Origin of the sequence: Brucella pituitosa, assembly GCF_003049685.1 — a bacterium.
GTDB classification, from domain to species: Bacteria; Pseudomonadota; Alphaproteobacteria; order Rhizobiales; family Rhizobiaceae; genus Brucella; species Brucella pituitosa.
Map to the genome: position 1 here is coordinate 624,049 of NZ_PYSY02000001.1, position 16,953 is coordinate 641,001.

Genomic DNA, 16,953 nt, shown 5'->3' on the forward strand with positions numbered 1-16,953 from the left:
GATTGAATACGCAACGCGTAACTCATGCAAACTGCTCGCGTTCGAGACGGTGAGCGCGCAAACTTAAAAAAGCGAAAGCTGCTTGCCACCCTTTTCGACCGGCTCAAACAGATCTGTCCGAAGATGAAGCCGTCTGGAATTGAAGCCGAGCTTGCGTGCGGCAATCTCAAAGCGGCGACCGATCTGCCAGGCATAAGGCCCAGTTCCACGCATGCGCTTGCCCCATTCGGCATCATAATCCTTGCCATCACGCATGGAACGCACAAGCGACATGACATGGCGATAACGATCGGGGTAGTTGCGCAAGAGCCAGTCTTTGAACAAAGGCGCTACTTCCAACGGCAGACGCAAGAGGACGTAGCCTGCTTCGCGTGCGCCTTGCGCATAGGCGGCATCCAGAATGCGCTCAATTTCATGATCGTTGATGCCGGGAATGATCGGCCCCATCATCACATTGGTCGGAATGCCAGCATCAGTGAGCTTACGAATAGCCTGCAAGCGCAGGGTCGGCGTCGATGCGCGTGGCTCCATCGTGCGGGCAAGATTGGCGTCAAGCGTGGTGACTGAAAGCGCGACCTTTGCAAGGCCCTTTTCTGCCATGCGGCTCAATATATCTATATCGCGCACCACCAGTGCCGACTTGGTCACGATGCCTACCGGATGGTTGGCAGCTTCCAGTACTTCGAGAACCTCGCGCATGACGCGCCATTTTCTCTCTATAGGCTGATAAGGGTCGGTATTGGTGCCAATGGCTATGGTCTTTGGCTGATAACCGGGCTTTGCCAGTTCCCGTTCAAGCAAGCGTGGCGCATCGGGCTTGGCGAATAGCCGGGCTTCGAAATCAAGGCCCGCCGAGAGCCCCATATAGCTATGCGTTGGCCGCGCAAAGCAATAGATGCAGCCATGCTCACAACCGCGATAGGGATTGATGGACCGATCAAAGCTGATGTCAGGTGAATCATTGCGTGTGATGATGGTACGCGGCTTTTCAACCTGAACATCTGTCTTGAAGGGTGGAAGGTCTTCAAGCGTCTCCCATCCATCGTCAAATTCATGTCGTGTGGTGGGTTCAAATCGCCCTGTGGGATTGATGCCAGCGCCGCGCCCGCGACGACGTGAATGGTCAATGCGCAGGCCTGCCTCGCTCACGAGCGCATTGGCGTGTTCCGCGCGCCCTGTTCCGAATGCTGCTTTATCTGCCTGCTGGATGATTTCCATAACCGACTCTCTTGTTGATGAATCTATTCCTATCGCAAAGAAAGGAACAAAGCAAGAACATACAGGAAGACAGCTTTTCGATCACGAGGTCTTGATATAGAATGGATCATGCTTTCCGTTCTTATCGTCACTCTAAATTCTGAAAAGCTTTTGGCGAACACGTTGTCGGCATTGGTGCCAGCAGTGGTCGAAGGGCTTTTGCGTCGCGTTGTTGTGGTCGATCAAGGCTCGACCGATGAGACAAGGCTGGTGGCAGAAGGAGCAGGCTGTGCTCTTTATAACGAGGATGAGCTGACCGAGGCGCTTGATGCGTTACGAACGGAGTGGCTGTTGATTTTGCAACCCGGGGCAATATTGGCAGACGGCTGGGAAGAAGCTGTGCGTCGCCACATGGGAGAAAGTTGGGGTCCGGCCAGGTTTACTTTGCAGCAAGAGGCGCGTTTGGGATTGCTGGGCAAACTCTTTGCACGCAAGCCATCTTTGGACTCTGGTTTGCTCGTGAGGCTTGAAGCGCTTGGCTCGTTGCCATCGAATGGGCTTGAGCTGGAAGGCTTACCGCGCCAGTTGAAGCCTGTTCGGTTGCCGCAAATCATTATACCCCCACAAACAACAAAAGGCGGAGCCTGAAGAGACTTCGCCTTTTTGTATTGGACCTGCTTCCGCCGATATTAGTTCTGGAAGCTCGAAGGCGATGCATCACCGAAGCGATGAGCCGAACCATCCTGGAACGACGACTGGCCGATGGAAGCGGTTGCAGTGTTATCAACCTGCTGGGTTGCAACTGGCGTGCGATCATTTGCATAAAGATCGGCAGGTTCACCAACATGTGGATTTTCAGCGAGTGCTGCACCGGCGCTAAGGGCAACGGCTACGGCAGCAAGAGCAAACTTTTTCATTTTCTATCTCCTTGGTTTGTGTGAAGCGACGGTGTGTTCGTCGTTTCGATGAGCAAGAGATAGGCCTTTCCATCGGCAGCGCCTAGACAGCATATGGTTCACAGAATGTATCGCAAAGTGTGAACAATAAAGCCTTGAAGCGGGCTTAATGCCCAATATGACACGATTTATTCAAGTATATGTGAACAGTATGAGGCCGAAAAATGGCTATCTGACGCTGGAATTACGATGCCGTTGTTTGGGTGGAAACCACAAACCAGTCAGGCTTTTGCGCCTGAATTTTGGAAGCCGCATCGTCTGCACTTTGCCGGTCTTTGAAGATGGCAAAGCACGTCGCACCCGAGCCCGACATCTGCGCAAAAAGTGCGCCCTGCATACGCAATAGATCGAGCTTATTCTCGATTTGTGGAGCAAGCGTCAGGGCTGCTGGCAGGAGATCGTTGCGGGTTGAGCCGAGATAGGCGCAGATTGTTTCTATGCCGCTTTCTGAAGGCGACGGGAGGGAAGGGTTGTCGCGCTTTGTCAATGCCCTGAAGACATCGGGCGTGGCAACGGCCGTGCCATCATTAACAAGCAGCAAGGGAAGAGGGGGTATTTGCGCGACCGTAGTCAGGTGTTCACCAATGCCGCGCGCAACGAGTGGAGTGCCAACAGCCGCGCCATGCAAACACATAGGAAGGTCAGCACCGAGCTTGAGGCCAAGTTCCGTCAGTGTGTCTAAGTCGAGACCAAGCTGCCAGATTTCATTGAGCGCAAGAAGTGTTGCTGCTGCGTCGCTTGAGCCGCCGCCGATGCCAGAAGCTACTGGCAGGTTCTTTTCAAGATGAATTGCAACGGGCGTGAGATCGCGACCTGCATATTGCTTTAAAACATCGCGGGCCCTGATGGCCAGATTGCCGCTATCAAGCGGTATGCCCTGAGCAAAGCGCCCATCGATGCTGAAACTGTCATGATGCGCTTCTTCAACGCTTATGCGGTCGCCATAATCGGCGAACACCACCAGCATGTCGAGCAGATGATAACCGTCATCTCGGCGCCCTGTTACATGCAGCGCGAGATTAATCTTGGCCGGTGCCACACGATGAACAGGATGACGAACCAGAGCGGCGGCCTCAGTAAAACGATGCATTCAGAAAAAGCAGGATTAAAGCATTTCCAGCAAAAGTGCGTAGCGGTTTTGCGATGGATAATGCGCCAAAACAAATAGATAGAGCGGTTCCAATGATTCAGTCTTAACTGGAACGGCTCTAATCTTTTTTGACGTAATATTCGCCGGTCTTAGGATCCTGAACGAGCGTGCCATGAGCGCGGTTCTGCGCTTCTTTTTCTGCCCGGCGCACGCGCTGGGTAACGCGTACCGCTTCGCGTTTGAAGGAACGGTAGCCGTACCAGGCGGCAGCGATGATCAACAGCAGAAAAATAAGCTGGGGCATGGCCTCTAGTCCTCAGGCTTGCACAAGATCCCGAAATTGCCATCTCGGGACCACGCAGGGAAAAGTCTTGGCGAATAGCATAACACTGATCCACCCAATTATGCATCATATCATGGTGAAACGATGGAATTCAAAGCCCATATCGTGCCCAGAGCGCTTTTTCTTCGGCAACCGACAGTAAACCCTCACCAAGACTGGCGGCAATGCTGGTCGGGTCAAGTCCCAGACCGAGGCTCATCTCGACGCCCGGTGCCTTGCGTCCAAGCAACCCGCGCTTTGGCTCTATGAGTTTGAGCTTCACCTTGTCCCCATAGGTTTTGCGCAAAAAGCTGCGCATATCACCAATCCCGTCAATAAGACCAATTTCCCTGGCCTTTATGCCGGTCCAGAACATACCGGTGAAAAGATCGGGGTCATCTGCGAGCTTGCTCCCGCGACGTTCCTTGACCATGTCAATAAAAGTCTCATGGATTTCAAGCTGAAGCTTTTTCAAGCGATCAATATCTGCCTTTTTCTCCGGCTGAAATGGGTCGAGCACGGCTTTATTCTGTCCGGCGGTATAAACGCGACGCTCAACACCGATCTTTTTGAGCAGTTCCGGGAAGCCGAAGGATGCCGAAACAACGCCGATGGAGCCGACAATCGAAGAGGGGTCTGCAATGATTTCGTCGCCTGCAAGCGCGATCATATAACCGCCTGATGCGGCGGCATCCTCGACGAAAATGAAGACACGTTTCTGATGTTCATCGGCTAAATCGCGGATGCGTCGATAAATCAGACGCGACTGAACCGGAGAGCCTCCGGGTGAGTTGACAGAAATCGCAACCGCCGGTGTTTCCTTGTCGGTGAACGCCTTTTCCAGAACGCCTGCTGCGGTGGCAAGCGAGAGTGCCGGCCGGAAAGACGAGCCGCCAGTCATGATGGCGCCATGCAGGCGCACAACGGGGATCTCAATTTCTTTTTTGCGAAAACGACGCGGAATGAAACGGGTCAATATTCCGGGCAAATCAAACTCCAGTTGAAAAAGCTTCTTCATTCAAATGTAGAAATCAATCTTGGAAATACAAAGAGAAATGCCCGGAAAAGTGTTCCGGGCATTCATCGCGTATCACTTTTTCGGCTTTGCCAGCATTCTAAGCAGTATGTAGCCACATATTGCTGACAAGGCGGAGCCTGTGAGAACCCCGATTTTCGTTTCCGCTTGCAACAGTTCCGACGGGAACGACAAGAGGCCGATGAAAATACTCATCGTGAAGCCGATACCGCACAGAACTGCAACGCCATAGAGCTGAGCCCAGCTTGCGCCCATTGGTTTTTGTGCCAGCCCCGATTTGATCGCAAGCCAGGCTGCGCCAAACACGCCTATCTGCTTGCCGACAAACAGTCCAAGCATGATGCCGAGCGGCAGCGTATCAAAGATGATGGAAGGGCTCATCCCGGCAAAGGAAATACCCGCATTGGCAAAGCCAAATACGGGCACGATGAAGAAGGCAACCGGCTTTGCCAATGCATGTTCGAGGATATGGAGCGGCGAGCTCATATCGTCTGGCTTCGCCTTGGCGGGCTTGAGCGGGATCATAAGTGCTGCCACAACCCCCGCAACCGTTGCATGGACACCGGAATTGAGCACGAAGAACCACAACACCGCCGCACCGATGAGGTAAGGCAGCAACTTGGCTACACCAAGTCGGTTCATTGCAAACATCACCGCAGCTGTTGCGAATGCCGCACCAAGATAAGGCATGGAAATTTCGGCAGTGTAGAAAATAGCAATGATGACAACAGCCGCCAGATCATCGAGAATCGCAAGCGTTGCCAGAAAGACTTTGAGGCTCGAAGGCACGCGCGAACCCAGCAGCGATAAAACGCCGAGTGCAAATGCGATGTCGGTGGCAGATGGTACAGCCCAGCCGTGCACTTTTTCAGGATCGCCATAGTTGAATGCGACAAAGATCAGCGCAGGCAGAATAACGCCACCCGCAGCAGCAATCCCCGGCAACATGCGATTGGGCCAGCTTGCAAGCTGACCATCGAGAAACTCACGCTTGATCTCAAGCCCGACCAGCAGGAAGAAGATAGCCATCAGCGCATCATTGATCCAATGCGCAAGACTGAGCGGTCCGATGTAGAAATGCAAAGCGTCGAAATAAGCCTTTGAGAAAGGTGAATTCGCAACGATGAGTGCAAGGGCCGCAGAGAACATAAGGACGATGCCACCGGCAGATTCACTATCAAGAAAGCGGCGCATGATGGAAACGGGGCGAACGGGCTTCGGATTGGGCGTCATTGATTTCTTTTCAGGTTATTTCCGGAGCGTCTACATCGTAGAGCATGAGATTACGATCCGTTATGCCCAGTCGTGGCCACTCGGAACGCCAGTCTGCTATGTGGCCAGAAGTGAAATGTTTGTCCAGTGAAACCCGGTCCTGCCAGAGCTCTTTTACATGGATGAGGCCGGAATCAAGAATGTCCTGAGCATATGAATATTCAATGCAGCCAGTTTCCGCGCGACTTGCTTGGATCATGCGCTGCATTACAAGGCGTGCGTCTTCTAATTTTTCAGCGGGCAGTCGCACGGTTCCGACGATCAGCAGCATGTCCTCAATTTTCCACTTTATATTGTTTGCAGATCCGGCCCGGTGAGGTTCGGTAGGTGCGAAATCCCATCGCTTCGTAATAAGCGAGCCCCATATCGTTGTCGTCGCCGATACTCGCGTCAATATCGGTGATCCTGGCACCTTTTGCAGCTTGGTGTGTCGCGGCAAACAATGCGGAACCCACGCCTTTACGGGCAGCACGTGGGCTGACATGGGTTCCGATAATGCCCCATCCGACAGCAACGCCGTAAGAATTGCCCTCGGTTGCATGTTTCAGCGACTGAAACCCCAATACTTCGCCCTCAATAACCGCCACGTAACATTCTATACGGTTGGGGTCGGCAATATAGAGTTCGATGACATGATCGCGGTCATATTGCCGCTTACGTCCGGTTGCATCAATGATTTCTTTAAGCACCTTGCTCATGTCGTCTGCATCATCGATTTTGACTGGTCTGATTTCCATGAATACCTCGGCGCTGTGCGGCAAATTTTAAAGCAGCGAAGTCTGCCCGTTATTGATGGCGGTTGCGCGCTCCGTGAAATCATTGCCTTCATCGCCATGAAGGATGAGTGCAGGCATCAGCGAAAGTCCAGCACGGCTGCCACGAATGCCCATAATCACAATGCGGATGGCCGCACTGTCGGGACGCGGCAGTACCGGAATGATTTTCACTCCACCAAAACGACCCGTCAGTGCTTCTAATATCGAGGCGAGTGAACCCGGACGCGCAATAATAGACACGCTACCGCCTGGCCGAAGGATTGCCGATGCGGTGCGTAACCACTGATCAAACATGCCTGCAGGCATGACATGCGCTTCGGCCTTTACGGGGTCGGGCGTGGAGCGGTCACTGGCTTCGTTGAAAGGTGGGTTCATGATGACAAAGTCGAAACTATCATCAACGAGGCCAGCGGCAGCGCGTGCCTTTCCAGTCAGCGAGACATCTGCTTCGAGAATATCGACGCGATCAAGCAAGGCTGCATTCAGTGGATGGCTGACGCTTTTATGCGCGAAGTTCAGCATGAAGCCAGAACGTTCAATAAGTGTGACGTGCGCATGCTTGCAACGGGCGGCCACAGCCAGTCCGGCAGCGCCTGCACCACTACCAAGATCAGCGAGCTGACCTGAAAAACCCTGCGGGACGCTGCTTGCGAGAATCATCGCGTCCACACCGGAGCGATGCCCCTTCATGGCAGGCTGTACGAGGTGAAATGCACCACGATGGAACACATCGAGTGTTTCATCGACCGTGTAAGGCTGGTGCTCGGAAATGTTATTTGCCATGGTCTTTTAATTCGTGTTCCAAGCCAGCGTCGATGAGATAGCGTCGGGCTTCGTCCAGCTTGTCTTCTTCGACTAGAAACCGCCGCGGTATAATGCCAAGCGAACCTTCGAGGATGCTCATATTGGTGTCGGCAATGAAATAGATGATACCTGCCTCTTTCATCAGCGCTTCGGCGACGGACAGCAATACGGAATCATTTGTGCGCATAAGTTCGATCATTTCGACAATGTGTAATCAATAGACCGCATTGACAACTGCTTCCTTCAATGGTGAACAGGCTCTGAATGAAAAGCTTGGGCGTGCAGGGGGCCTTTAAGCGTCTTGAGCATTCTGATCCGCACACATAGTGTGGTCAGCAGCTAGGAGTAACGACATTGGGTGTGGTTTTGAATCTCGACGGGAAAAAGAAACAGGAAGGGTCGGTCCAGCCTCTGGTCGATCTCACGAAGGCCGATATGGGCCGCGTGAACGAAATGATCCTGTCCCGTGCAGGTTCCGATGTCGAGATGATCCCGGAAGTGGCTAACCATCTCATTTCATCTGGTGGCAAGCGCCTGCGCCCTATGATGACGCTCGCGGCAGCCCGCATGTTTGGTTATGAAGGTGACGGCCATGTCCGTCTCGCAACCTCAGTTGAATTCATGCATACGGCAACGCTTCTGCATGATGATGTGGTTGACGAAAGCGATTTGCGCCGCGGCAAAAGCACGGCGCGTATGATCTGGGGCAATCAGGCCAGTGTTCTGGTTGGCGACTTCCTGCTCGGTCAGGCCTTCAAGATGATGGTAGACGTTGGTTCGCTTGATGCACTCGATGTTCTCGCAACCTCCGCTTCGGTTATCGCCGAAGGTGAAGTGATGCAGCTTGCTGCAGCCAAGAACATGGAAACCACCGAAGACGAATATCTCGCCGTGATCAAGGCAAAGACTGCCGCTCTTTTCTCAGCGGCTGCTGAAGTCGGTCCGATCATTGCTCAGGCACAGCGCTCGGATCGTGCAGCGCTGCGCGACTATGGTCTCAATCTCGGCCTCGCCTTCCAGCTCGTTGACGATGCGCTGGATTATGGTGGTTCGGCTGCCGATCTTGGTAAGAACACAGGCGACGATTTCCGTGAAGGCAAGATCACCTTGCCGGTTATCCTGAGCTATCGTCGGGGTAGCGATGAAGAGCGCGCATTCTGGAAGCACGCGATTGAAGAGGGTGCCAGCGACGACGCGTCACTTGAAAAGGCCATTGGTCTGATGACGAAGCACGGTGCGATTGCCGATACGGTACAGCGCGCGCGACATTTCGGTGAAATCGCCCGCGATGCCTTGGCGCCGCTCAAGGCAACACCTGAGAAAGATGCACTGATCGAAGTGATCGATTTCTGCATCAGCCGCGTTAATTAAAACCGGGATTAAACAACGACGAAGCATTCATTAGGGATGCATCGTTGAGCATGTCGCCCGAAAGTGGGAAGCGGTTTCGGGATAACGACATGCGGAGTCATAATGAAAAGAAAAGCATCCATCACGGATGCTTTTCTTGCGCGTGTACCCCAAAAAGGCCATGCTTGAGGTGCCTCTGAATAGGGGAACTTATGCGGAATTGGAAAGAGGACTGGGCTTTATGCGGCAGGGATTGAAACGTCGTCCGCTTTACGGATTGCTTCTCTTGGCTCTAGCGGGAGTAGCGCTGCCAGCAAATGCGGCAATGGCTAAAACCAATCCTGATCCTGTGTCGCAAGTGCGCGCCGGTTCGTTTGCAGGTGCCTATCTTGCAGCCCGTACGGCAGAAGCCGACAACAACATTGGTGCTGCGGTAGATTTCTACCGTCAGGCCATGGCCTTTGACCCCGGCAACGATATTATCAAACAGAACCTGCTTCTTGCACTTCTGACAGAAGGCCGTTTCAAGGATGCTTTGCCGCTTGCGGAAGAGCTGAAGAATCAGCCTGAGATTGAACGCTTTTCGCGTGTTGCTCTGGCAATCGACGCCATTTCCAGGAAGCAGTATCGCAAGACTGGCCCACTCCTGATGCTGTCGATCCAGTCCGATATGGATCAGCTTGCGACCAGCCTCATGGGCGCATGGGTTAAGGTCGGGCAGGGTAATCCGAAGCGCGCGCTTGCAGACGTCGTGAAGATCAACGGCCCTGAATGGTATGGCCTGTTCCGCATTTATAATGCGGCGCTGATTGCCGACATCGCTGGTGACAAGCAGGATGCACGTAACTATTACCAGCAGGCGATTGACGACCGTCCGGGCGGAAGTGCTGCACCTGATACCTATGAACGCATTGTGATGGCCTATGCCTCCTTCAAGCTGCGTCAGGGTGACAAGGATGGCGCGATCAAGATTCTGAAAGATGCTGAAGAGCTTCTGAACGGTCGCATGACCATTACCGAGATGCGCGAAAAGATCGAGGCTGGACAGAAATATCCTCGCCTGATCGAGACGCCGCAGCAGGGTGTGGGCGAAGTGCTTTATACGCTCGGTACTGCGATCAACCGTGGTGGTGCGGAAGCTTTTGCCAAGCTTTATCTGCAAATGTCACTGCCATTGCGTCCCGATAATGATGCTACGCTTTATCAACTTGGCGATATTTCGGCGAAGCTGCGCCAGCCTGAAAGGGCGGTCGAATATTATGGTCGCGTTCCTGAAAAATCGCCCTATAGGCGCGATGCAGAAATGCAGCGGGCGCTTAATCTCGCTGAAAATGAAAAGACAGGCGAAGCGATTGAGCAGTTGAAAACCTTGCTCAACCGCGACAAGACCGATCTGCGCACCTATCTGGCACTGGGCGGTGTCTATGCACAGGACAAGAATTTTGCTGATGCCGCAAAAATCTACGATGCGGCCGTTGAGCAGATCAAGTCACCTGAACGCAAGGACTGGCCGGTCTTCTATCAGCGTGGCATCGCACATGAGCGTTTGAAGGAATGGGATCAGGCAGAGCCGAATTTCAAGAAGGCGCTGGAGCTTTATCCTGACCAGCCACAGGTGTTGAACTATCTCGGCTATTCATGGGTTGATCGCGGCGAGAACCTCGATGAGGCGCTGCTGATGATCAAGAAGGCTGTCGAGTTGCGCCCACAGGATGGCTATATCGTCGATTCACTCGGCTGGGCTTATTATCAGCTTGGTCGTTATCCGGAAGCCGTCGTGGAGCTTGAAAAAGCCGTCAAGCTGCGCCCGGAAGATCCGACGATCAATGACCATCTTGGTGACGCTTACTGGCGTGCGGATCGTCAGCTTGAGGCAACGTTCCAGTGGAACCATGCCATTGCAGGTAAGCCGGAGCCGGAAGAACTCGCCAAGATCGAGGAAAAGCTGAAGTCGGGCCTTGCTGATCCAGCCAATCCTGCGCAAGCTGATGCTGCCAAGCCAGACGCTGCAAAGCCTGAAACAGAAAAACCTGCTGCAAACTAACGCAGATCAGGCACAAACCATCCATTGCGCGTTGATTTTACCGCGCGCAATGGCTCGCATGCTTGACCCTGCGTGACGGACAAATTAGACCGGGCCATCATTTCAATAACAAGGCCTGACCCCGTGTCCAGTACGTTGCCAGCACATATGCATCCCACCCGTTCCTTTCAGGGCCTGATCCTGACGCTCCATAACTATTGGGCGGAACATGGTTGCGCTATTTTGCAGCCTTACGACATGGAAGTGGGGGCGGGTACATTCCATCCGGCGACGACGCTGCGTTCGCTCGGGCCAAAGCCTTGGAAAGCTGCCTATGTGCAGCCATCGCGCCGCCCAAAGGATGGGCGCTATGGCGAAAATCCAAACCGCTTGCAGCACTATTACCAGTATCAGGTGATCATCAAGCCATCGCCGCCGAACCTCCAGGATCTTTATCTCGGTTCGCTGCGCGCTATCGGTCTTGATCCGACCCTGCATGATGTGCGCTTTGTGGAAGACGACTGGGAAAGCCCAACGCTCGGCGCATGGGGCCTTGGCTGGGAATGTTGGTGTGATGGCATGGAAGTGTCGCAGTTCACCTATTTCCAACAGGTATGCGGCATTGAATGCTCGCCGGTTGCAGGTGAGCTGACCTACGGTCTGGAGCGCCTCGCCATGTATGTGCAGGGCGTGGACAATGTTTATGACCTCAACTTCAATGGTCTGGAAGGCGAAGAAAAACTCACTTATGGTGATGTTTTCCTGCAGGCCGAGCAGGAATATTCCCGCTACAATTTCGAAATGGCGAACACCGAAATTCTGCATCAGCACTTCATCGATGCAGAGCGCGAATGCGAAGCCATTCTGAAGGCAGGCAGCACGGGCGAAGGTTCGCTGCATAAATGCGTTTTCCCGGCTTATGACCAGTGCATCAAGGCATCCCATGTCTTCAACCTGATGGATGCGCGCGGCGTGATCTCGGTCACAGAGCGCCAGAGCTATATTCTGCGCGTGCGCAATCTCGCGCGTCAGTGCGGCGAAGCATTTCTGTTGACGGATGCCGGTGGTTTTAATCTCAAGCGTGAGGGCGAGTAATTATTATGCCTGATTTGTTGCTCGAACTTTTCTCCGAGGAAATCCCGGCCCGTATGCAGCGTAAGGCTGCGGGTGATTTCAAGAAGATGATCACCGACGGTCTGGTGGAAGCGGGGCTGACCTATGAGGCGACGACGGCCTATTGGACTCCACGCCGTCTGACGCTTGATATTCGTGGCCTGACTGTGCGCTCAAAAGACGTGCATGAAGACGTGAAGGGTCCGTCAGTTACTGCACCCGAACAGGCGATTGTCGGCTTTTTGAAGAAAGTCGGACTGACCGATGTTTCTCAGGCGCATGTGCATTCCGATCCAAAGAAGGGTGATTTCTACGTCGCTCATCTGACCAAGCCGGGCCGCGCTGCCGAAGAAATTATCGCTGAACTCGTACCGCAAACGATCCGCAACTTCCCATGGCCAAAGTCCATGCGCTGGGGTGCTGCGTCATCCAAGCCGGGTGCGTTGCGTTGGGTGCGTCCGCTGCAGTCGATCCTCTGCACTTTCGGCCCTGAAACCGAAGAAACGGTTGTGGTCGAGTTTGAGGTTGACGGCATCAAGTCGGGCAATGTCACCTATGGCCACCGTTTCCTGAGCGATGGTCAGGCGATCAAAGTGCGCCGTTTTGAGGATTACGTCGATAAGCTTGAAAAGGCTTTCGTTGTGCTGGACGCCGAGCGCCGCAAGGAAATCATTTCGCAGGACGCACATAATCTCGCTTTCGCCTCCGGTCTTGAACTGGTCGAAGATGCCGGGCTTCTTGAAGAGGTCTCCGGTCTGGTCGAATGGCCGGTTGTGCTGATGGGCGAGTTTGAGGAAGAATTCCTCGCGATCCCGCCGGAAGTTATTCAGCTCACTATCCGTGTGAATCAGAAGTGCTTCGTCACCCGCAAGCAGGGCGAGACAGAAGCGCTGTCGAACAAGTTCATTCTGGTGTCGAACATCGCGGCGCGCGATGGCGGCACGGAAATCGCTTATGGCAACGGCAAGGTTGTGCGCGCACGCCTATCCGATGCGCTCTATTTCTGGAATACCGATCAGCATGACCTGCCTGACCTCGACAAGCTTGCGGCATCGGGTGAGAAGTTCGGCCTTGATCTGAAAAAGCCGCTCGATCAGCGCATGGCGCGCCTCGACAACCTCAATGTAACTTTCCATGCCAAGCTCGGCACGCAAGGCGCACGCGTTGAGCGCATTCGCGATCTTGCTCGGATGTTGGCTGCTTTGATTGCTGCTGATCCGAAGCTTGCTTCGCGCGCGGCAGTTCTGGCAAAGGCCGATCTGACAACGGAAGTTGTCGGTGAGTTCCCCGAACTTCAGGGCGCAATAGGTCGCAAATATGCGCTTCTTCAAGGCGAAGACGAAGCCGTGGCGAGCGCTCTCGAAGAGCATTACAAGCCGCAGGGTCCGTCTGATTTTGTTCCTAAGAATCCTATTTCGGTAGCGGTAGCACTGGCGGACAAGCTCGACACGTTGGTTGATTTTTGGTTGATTGATGAAAAGCCAACCGGCTCGAAAGACCCTTATGCTTTGCGTCGTGCAGTGCTTGGTGTCATTAGGTTGCTACTTGAAAACGATTTACGTCTTCCTTTGCAGCCGCTCTTTGTTCTGACTGCCACCATTTATCACGCACAGCGCTATCACGAGAAAAAACTTAATCCGCTAATAGATGGTTTGAAGGGTCTCTCAAACGCTGGTCTTTCTGGAGATGCACTCTTTGAGGCATTGTCGAAGGTTATTCCTGAATTGGCTGGAGTGCCAGTAAGCCAGTTTCGCGAAGAGGCAGTTGCTCGCGATGAGGTAACAAAAGACCTTCTTTCTTTCTTCCACGACCGTTTCAAGGTCTACCTGAAAGACGAAGGTGCACGCTACGATGCGATTGATGCGGTTCTGACATCGGATGCCGATAATCTTCTGCTGGTTGCCCGTCGTCTGGAAGCGCTGATCGTCTTCATCAATGAGGAAGACGGCAAGAACCTGCTGGCTGGCACCAAGCGTGCCGCCAATATTCTGGCTGCGGAAGAAAAGAAGGGCACGAAGGTAGCAAGCAGCGTCGATGCGGCTCTGTTGAAGCTCGACGAGGAAAAGGCGCTCTATGCGGCTGTGAACCTCGCGTCTACCGAAGCAGAAGAAGCGATTGCCGGCGAAGATTTCGGCGGTGCAATGCTGGCACTCGCCAAGCTGCGCGGTCCGGTCGATACATTCTTTGAGAGCGTATTGGTCAATGACGAGGACGAAAACGTCCGCGCCAATCGTCTGGCATTGCTTGAACAAATCCGCACTGCCACCAGCAAGGTGGCCGATTTCTCGAAAATCGCCGGATAAACAACAAAAGGGCGCTTTCAAGCGCCCTTTCTTTTTGTAACTCATTCCGATCTTGCATCAACTCAGCATCGGAGTCCCTTGCTCAAAAGCGACGCTTTGTGTAGCTAAGGCGGCAGGAGAATGACCTTGGCCGATATTCTGGAATTCAACGATAAAGCTGTTTTGCGTGCGGTGGCTGTGCTCACCCGTGGCGGACTTGTCGCGATTCCGACAGAAACGGTCTATGGCCTTGCTGCCGATGCATCGCATGGCGAAGGCGTGGCCGGTATTTTCGCCGCCAAAGGTCGTCCGCAATTCAATCCGCTCATCGCCCATGTCGACAGCATCGCCATGGCTGAGCGCTATGTGATTTTCGATCCGATATCACGCAAAGTCGCTGAAGCCTTCTGGCCGGGGCCGCTGACGATTGTTCTGCCGCTTAAGGCCAGGCAGGATACGTCGCGTCCCATCCATCCGCTGGTGACGGCTGGGCTTGATACGCTTGCCATTCGTATGCCCACCGGGCGGGTTCGCGATGTTATCAACCAGCTCGACAGTCCTGTTGCCGCACCAAGCGCTAATACATCAGGCCGGATCAGCCCGACTTCGGCCAAGGCTGTGGCCGATGATCTGGGCAGCAAGATCGATATGATCCTCGATGCCGGTCCTTGTGGCGTGGGTGTTGAGTCCACCATCATCAAGGTCGAAGGCGAGCGTGTGCGTTTGCTGCGTCCCGGCGGTCTAGCTGCAGAAGAGATTGAAGCGCTGTTAGGTTTGAAGCTCGAACGCGCTGAGCATAAGGCCGCAATTCAGGCACCGGGTATGATGGAATCGCATTATGCGCCCAATGCTGCCGTGCGGTTGAATGCTGAAAATGTTGAGCAGGGCGAGGCGCTTCTGGCTTTTGGACCTTTGCGCGTAGCCGATGCCGACAAGGCGGTCGCAGTGCTGAACCTCAGCGCATCGGGTGATTTGCGCGAAGCGGCCAGCAATCTGTTTGATTTCATGCGCAGGCTCGATGCAAGTGGCGCCCGCACCATCGCCGTTGAACCCATTCCCTTTGACGGTCTCGGTGAGGCCATCAATGATCGTCTTAAACGCGCGGCCGCGCCGCGCTAATTCCCCCAAGACTTAAGAGAAGCACATGCTCGACACCGCCCTGATCGAACGTTTCGCAGCCATCGTTGGCGAAAAGAATGCGCTGACCGCGCCGGAAGACATCGCACCGTTTATGATCGAACAGCGCGATCTCTATCAGGGCCGCTCGCCGCTGGTTCTGCGCCCGGCTTCGGTGGAAGAAGTTTCCGCAATTATGACGCTTGCTTCGGAAACCAAAACGCCGGTCGTTCCGCAGGGCGGCAATACCGGTCTTGTTGGTGGTCAGACGCCTGATGAAAGCAACACCACTGTTGTGTTGTCGCTTGGCCGCATGAACAAGGTGCGCTCGGTTGATCCGGTTGGCAATCTGGTGACAGTGGAAGCCGGTGTGATCCTGAAAAACCTTCAGGATGAAGCGCAGAAAGTGGGCCGTCTGTTCCCGCTGTCGCTTGGTGCCGAAGGTTCCTGTCAGGTTGGCGGCAATCTCGGTTCCAATGCAGGTGGCACTGCCGTTCTTGCCTATGGCAATATGCGTGAGCTTTGCCTCGGTCTTGAAGTGGTTCTGCCAAGCGGCGAAATCCTCAACGATCTGCGCTATGTGAAGAAAGACAATACCGGCTATGACCTGAAGGATCTGTTCGTCGGTTCTGAAGGCACGCTTGGCGTTATCACGGCTGCAGTGCTCAAGATTTTCCCGCAGCCAAAGGGAAAGGGCGTGGCCTATGCCGGCCTGCGTAGCCCGGAAGACGTGCTGCGCTTGTTCCAGCTTGCGACCGAACATGCAGGCCCGTCGCTGACCGGCTTTGAACTGATGCCGCGCGTGGGCGTTGAGTTCACTGTTGCCCATGTGGACGGCGTTCGCGATCCGCTTGAAAGCCCGCATGACTGGTATGTGCTGGTTGATATTTCATCTTCGCGCTCGGAAGACGATGCCCGCACGACACTTGAAACCATCCTGACGGAAGCGTTTGAGAACGACATCATTCAGGATGCGGCGATTGCCGAAAGTGTGGCGCAGGCGCAGATGTTCTGGAAAATGCGTGAGGAAATGTCCTGGGCGCAGAAGCCGGAAGGCGGCTCGATCAAGCACGACATTTCTGTGCCAGTCTCTTCAATCCCGGCCTTCATCCACGAAGCCAATGCAGCGACGCTCGAAATGATTCCCGGTTCGCGTATTGTCTGCTTTGGCCATATTGGCGACGGCAATCTGCATTATAATGTGTCGCAGCCAGTCGGTGCCGACAAGCAGGCTTTCCTTGATCGCTGGCATGACCTTAATCACCGCATTCACACAATTGTTGCATCTTATACCGGGTCGATCTCCGCCGAGCACGGCATTGGCGTCTTGAAGCGTGAGGAACTTGCCTTCTTCAAGCAGGATGTCGCGCTCGAATTGATGCGTCGTATTAAGAAATCATTCGACCCGTTGGGCATCATGAACCCGGGTAAAGTGCTGTAATTTCAGCAAATAAGGCAATATCGAGGCGGGCAGGAAACTGTCCGCCTTTTCATTTATGTAAACGTAAATTAGCAAGAATTACCGACTTCTTACACCTGGTTGCAAACCGGTAACCAAATGAAAAAGCAGGGAAAAGTTAACCTAACGCGTTAAGCGCATCGGTAATAATCGCGGT

17 protein-coding genes and 1 pseudogene are annotated in these 16,953 nt (G+C 53.9%); 8 read left to right on the top strand and 10 right to left on the bottom strand.

The window, feature by feature from the left end:
* Positions 1-63 precede the first annotated feature (63 nt).
* Positions 64-1,218 carry a PA0069 family radical SAM protein gene (locus C9380_RS02955; protein ID WP_024896118.1) on the bottom strand — a complete coding sequence of 385 codons (1,155 nt, stop codon included), beginning with the start codon at positions 1,216-1,218 and terminating at the stop codon, positions 64-66.
* A gap of 108 nt (positions 1,219-1,326) precedes the next feature.
* On the opposite strand from C9380_RS02955, the gene C9380_RS02960 reads away from it, so the two are divergent.
* Positions 1,327-1,845 (top strand): glycosyltransferase, encoded by a 519-nt coding sequence (locus tag C9380_RS02960; RefSeq protein WP_024896119.1) that lies wholly within the window; start codon positions 1,327-1,329, stop codon positions 1,843-1,845.
* Positions 1,846-1,886: 41 nt separating this feature from the next.
* Here the strand turns inward: C9380_RS02960 and C9380_RS02965 are convergent, their stop codons facing one another.
* The 9 genes from C9380_RS02965 to C9380_RS03000 form a co-directional block, all read right to left on the bottom strand.
* Entirely contained in the window at positions 1,887-2,114 is a 228-nt protein-coding gene (locus C9380_RS02965) for a hypothetical protein (RefSeq protein WP_024896120.1), read from the bottom strand.
* A gap of 223 nt (positions 2,115-2,337) precedes the next feature.
* Positions 2,338-3,243, bottom strand: a complete 906-nt coding sequence (locus C9380_RS02970) for a 4-(cytidine 5'-diphospho)-2-C-methyl-D-erythritol kinase (protein WP_024896121.1) — start codon at positions 3,241-3,243, stop codon at positions 2,338-2,340.
* Between the two features lie 118 nt (positions 3,244-3,361).
* Positions 3,362-3,547 (bottom strand): membrane protein, encoded by a 186-nt coding sequence (locus tag C9380_RS02975; RefSeq protein WP_024896122.1) that lies wholly within the window; start codon positions 3,545-3,547, stop codon positions 3,362-3,364.
* A gap of 130 nt (positions 3,548-3,677) precedes the next feature.
* Complete coding sequence (locus C9380_RS27340; RefSeq protein ID WP_151081256.1) at positions 3,678-4,553, bottom strand: S49 family peptidase; 876 nt, start codon at positions 4,551-4,553, stop codon at positions 3,678-3,680.
* Positions 4,554-4,655: 102 nt separating this feature from the next.
* On the bottom strand, positions 4,656-5,834 hold the full coding sequence (gene nhaA, locus C9380_RS27345) for a Na+/H+ antiporter NhaA (RefSeq protein ID WP_036566685.1): 1,179 nt from the start codon (positions 5,832-5,834) through the stop codon (positions 4,656-4,658).
* Between the two features lie 10 nt (positions 5,835-5,844).
* Positions 5,845-6,144: a putative quinol monooxygenase gene (locus tag C9380_RS02985; protein ID WP_128092964.1), complete on the bottom strand. Its 300-nt coding sequence runs from the start codon at positions 6,142-6,144 to the stop codon at positions 5,845-5,847.
* Between the two features lie 4 nt (positions 6,145-6,148).
* Positions 6,149-6,610: a GNAT family N-acetyltransferase gene (locus C9380_RS02990; protein WP_128092965.1), complete on the bottom strand. Its 462-nt coding sequence runs from the start codon at positions 6,608-6,610 to the stop codon at positions 6,149-6,151.
* A gap of 27 nt (positions 6,611-6,637) precedes the next feature.
* Positions 6,638-7,432, bottom strand: a complete 795-nt coding sequence (locus C9380_RS02995; RefSeq protein ID WP_051514712.1) for a tRNA1(Val) (adenine(37)-N6)-methyltransferase — start codon at positions 7,430-7,432, stop codon at positions 6,638-6,640.
* A complete protein-coding gene (locus C9380_RS03000; protein ID WP_024896126.1) occupies positions 7,422-7,652 on the bottom strand; it encodes a putative signal transducing protein in 231 nt (76 codons plus the stop codon). The genes C9380_RS02995 and C9380_RS03000 overlap by 11 nt, the downstream gene beginning before the upstream one ends.
* A gap of 155 nt (positions 7,653-7,807) precedes the next feature.
* Between C9380_RS03000 and C9380_RS03005 the strand changes: the two genes are divergently transcribed.
* From C9380_RS03005 to C9380_RS03030, 7 genes and pseudogenes are all read left to right on the top strand, one after another.
* Positions 7,808-8,824: a polyprenyl synthetase family protein gene (locus C9380_RS03005; protein ID WP_024896127.1), complete on the top strand. Its 1,017-nt coding sequence runs from the start codon at positions 7,808-7,810 to the stop codon at positions 8,822-8,824.
* 220 nt (positions 8,825-9,044) lie between these two features.
* Positions 9,045-10,847, top strand: a complete 1,803-nt coding sequence (locus tag C9380_RS03010) for a tetratricopeptide repeat protein (protein ID WP_100560226.1) — start codon at positions 9,045-9,047, stop codon at positions 10,845-10,847.
* 147 nt (positions 10,848-10,994) lie between these two features.
* Positions 10,995-11,921 carry a glycine--tRNA ligase subunit alpha gene (locus C9380_RS03015; protein WP_094506580.1) on the top strand — a complete coding sequence of 309 codons (927 nt, stop codon included), beginning with the start codon at positions 10,995-10,997 and terminating at the stop codon, positions 11,919-11,921.
* Between the two features lie 53 nt (positions 11,922-11,974).
* Positions 11,975-13,750, top strand: a pseudogene (gene glyS, locus C9380_RS03020) (glycine--tRNA ligase subunit beta); the annotation flags it as partial.
* A gap of 147 nt (positions 13,751-13,897) precedes the next feature.
* Positions 13,898-14,242, top strand: a complete 345-nt coding sequence (locus tag C9380_RS28845) for a DALR anticodon-binding domain-containing protein (RefSeq protein WP_374844392.1) — start codon at positions 13,898-13,900, stop codon at positions 14,240-14,242.
* A 120-nt stretch (positions 14,243-14,362) separates the two neighbouring features.
* On the top strand, positions 14,363-15,340 hold the full coding sequence (locus C9380_RS03025) for an L-threonylcarbamoyladenylate synthase (RefSeq protein ID WP_374844370.1): 978 nt from the start codon (positions 14,363-14,365) through the stop codon (positions 15,338-15,340).
* Between the two features lie 25 nt (positions 15,341-15,365).
* The gene (locus tag C9380_RS03030; protein ID WP_100559622.1) at positions 15,366-16,778 is read left to right on the top strand and encodes an FAD-binding oxidoreductase; all 1,413 of its coding nucleotides are present in this window, start codon (positions 15,366-15,368) and stop codon (positions 16,776-16,778) included.
* Positions 16,779-16,953 lie beyond the last annotated feature (175 nt).

Bases quoted from the DNA above. Each gene is read 5' to 3' on its own strand.
- C9380_RS02960 (WP_024896119.1), top strand. From the start codon at position 1,327: ATGCTTTCCGTTCTTATCGTCACTCTAAATTCTGAAAAGCTTTTGGCG.
- C9380_RS03010 (WP_100560226.1), top strand. From the start codon at position 9,045: ATGCGGCAGGGATTGAAACGTCGTCCGCTTTACGGATTGCTTCTCTTG.
- nhaA (WP_036566685.1), bottom strand. From the start codon at position 5,834: ATGACGCCCAATCCGAAGCCCGTTCGCCCCGTTTCCATCATGCGCCGC.
- C9380_RS02970 (WP_024896121.1), bottom strand. From the start codon at position 3,243: ATGCATCGTTTTACTGAGGCCGCCGCTCTGGTTCGTCATCCTGTTCAT.
- C9380_RS02975 (WP_024896122.1), bottom strand. From the start codon at position 3,547: ATGCCCCAGCTTATTTTTCTGCTGTTGATCATCGCTGCCGCCTGGTAC.
- C9380_RS02995 (WP_051514712.1), bottom strand. From the start codon at position 7,432: ATGGCAAATAACATTTCCGAGCACCAGCCTTACACGGTCGATGAAACA.
- C9380_RS02955 (WP_024896118.1), bottom strand. From the start codon at position 1,218: ATGGAAATCATCCAGCAGGCAGATAAAGCAGCATTCGGAACAGGGCGC.
- C9380_RS03000 (WP_024896126.1), bottom strand. From the start codon at position 7,652: ATGATCGAACTTATGCGCACAAATGATTCCGTATTGCTGTCCGTCGCC.
- C9380_RS03015 (WP_094506580.1), top strand. From the start codon at position 10,995: ATGCATCCCACCCGTTCCTTTCAGGGCCTGATCCTGACGCTCCATAAC.
- C9380_RS02990 (WP_128092965.1), bottom strand. From the start codon at position 6,610: ATGGAAATCAGACCAGTCAAAATCGATGATGCAGACGACATGAGCAAG.
- C9380_RS03025 (WP_374844370.1), top strand. From the start codon at position 14,363: ATGACCTTGGCCGATATTCTGGAATTCAACGATAAAGCTGTTTTGCGT.
- C9380_RS02985 (WP_128092964.1), bottom strand. From the start codon at position 6,144: ATGCTGCTGATCGTCGGAACCGTGCGACTGCCCGCTGAAAAATTAGAA.
- C9380_RS03030 (WP_100559622.1), top strand. From the start codon at position 15,366: ATGCTCGACACCGCCCTGATCGAACGTTTCGCAGCCATCGTTGGCGAA.
- C9380_RS02965 (WP_024896120.1), bottom strand. From the start codon at position 2,114: ATGAAAAAGTTTGCTCTTGCTGCCGTAGCCGTTGCCCTTAGCGCCGGT.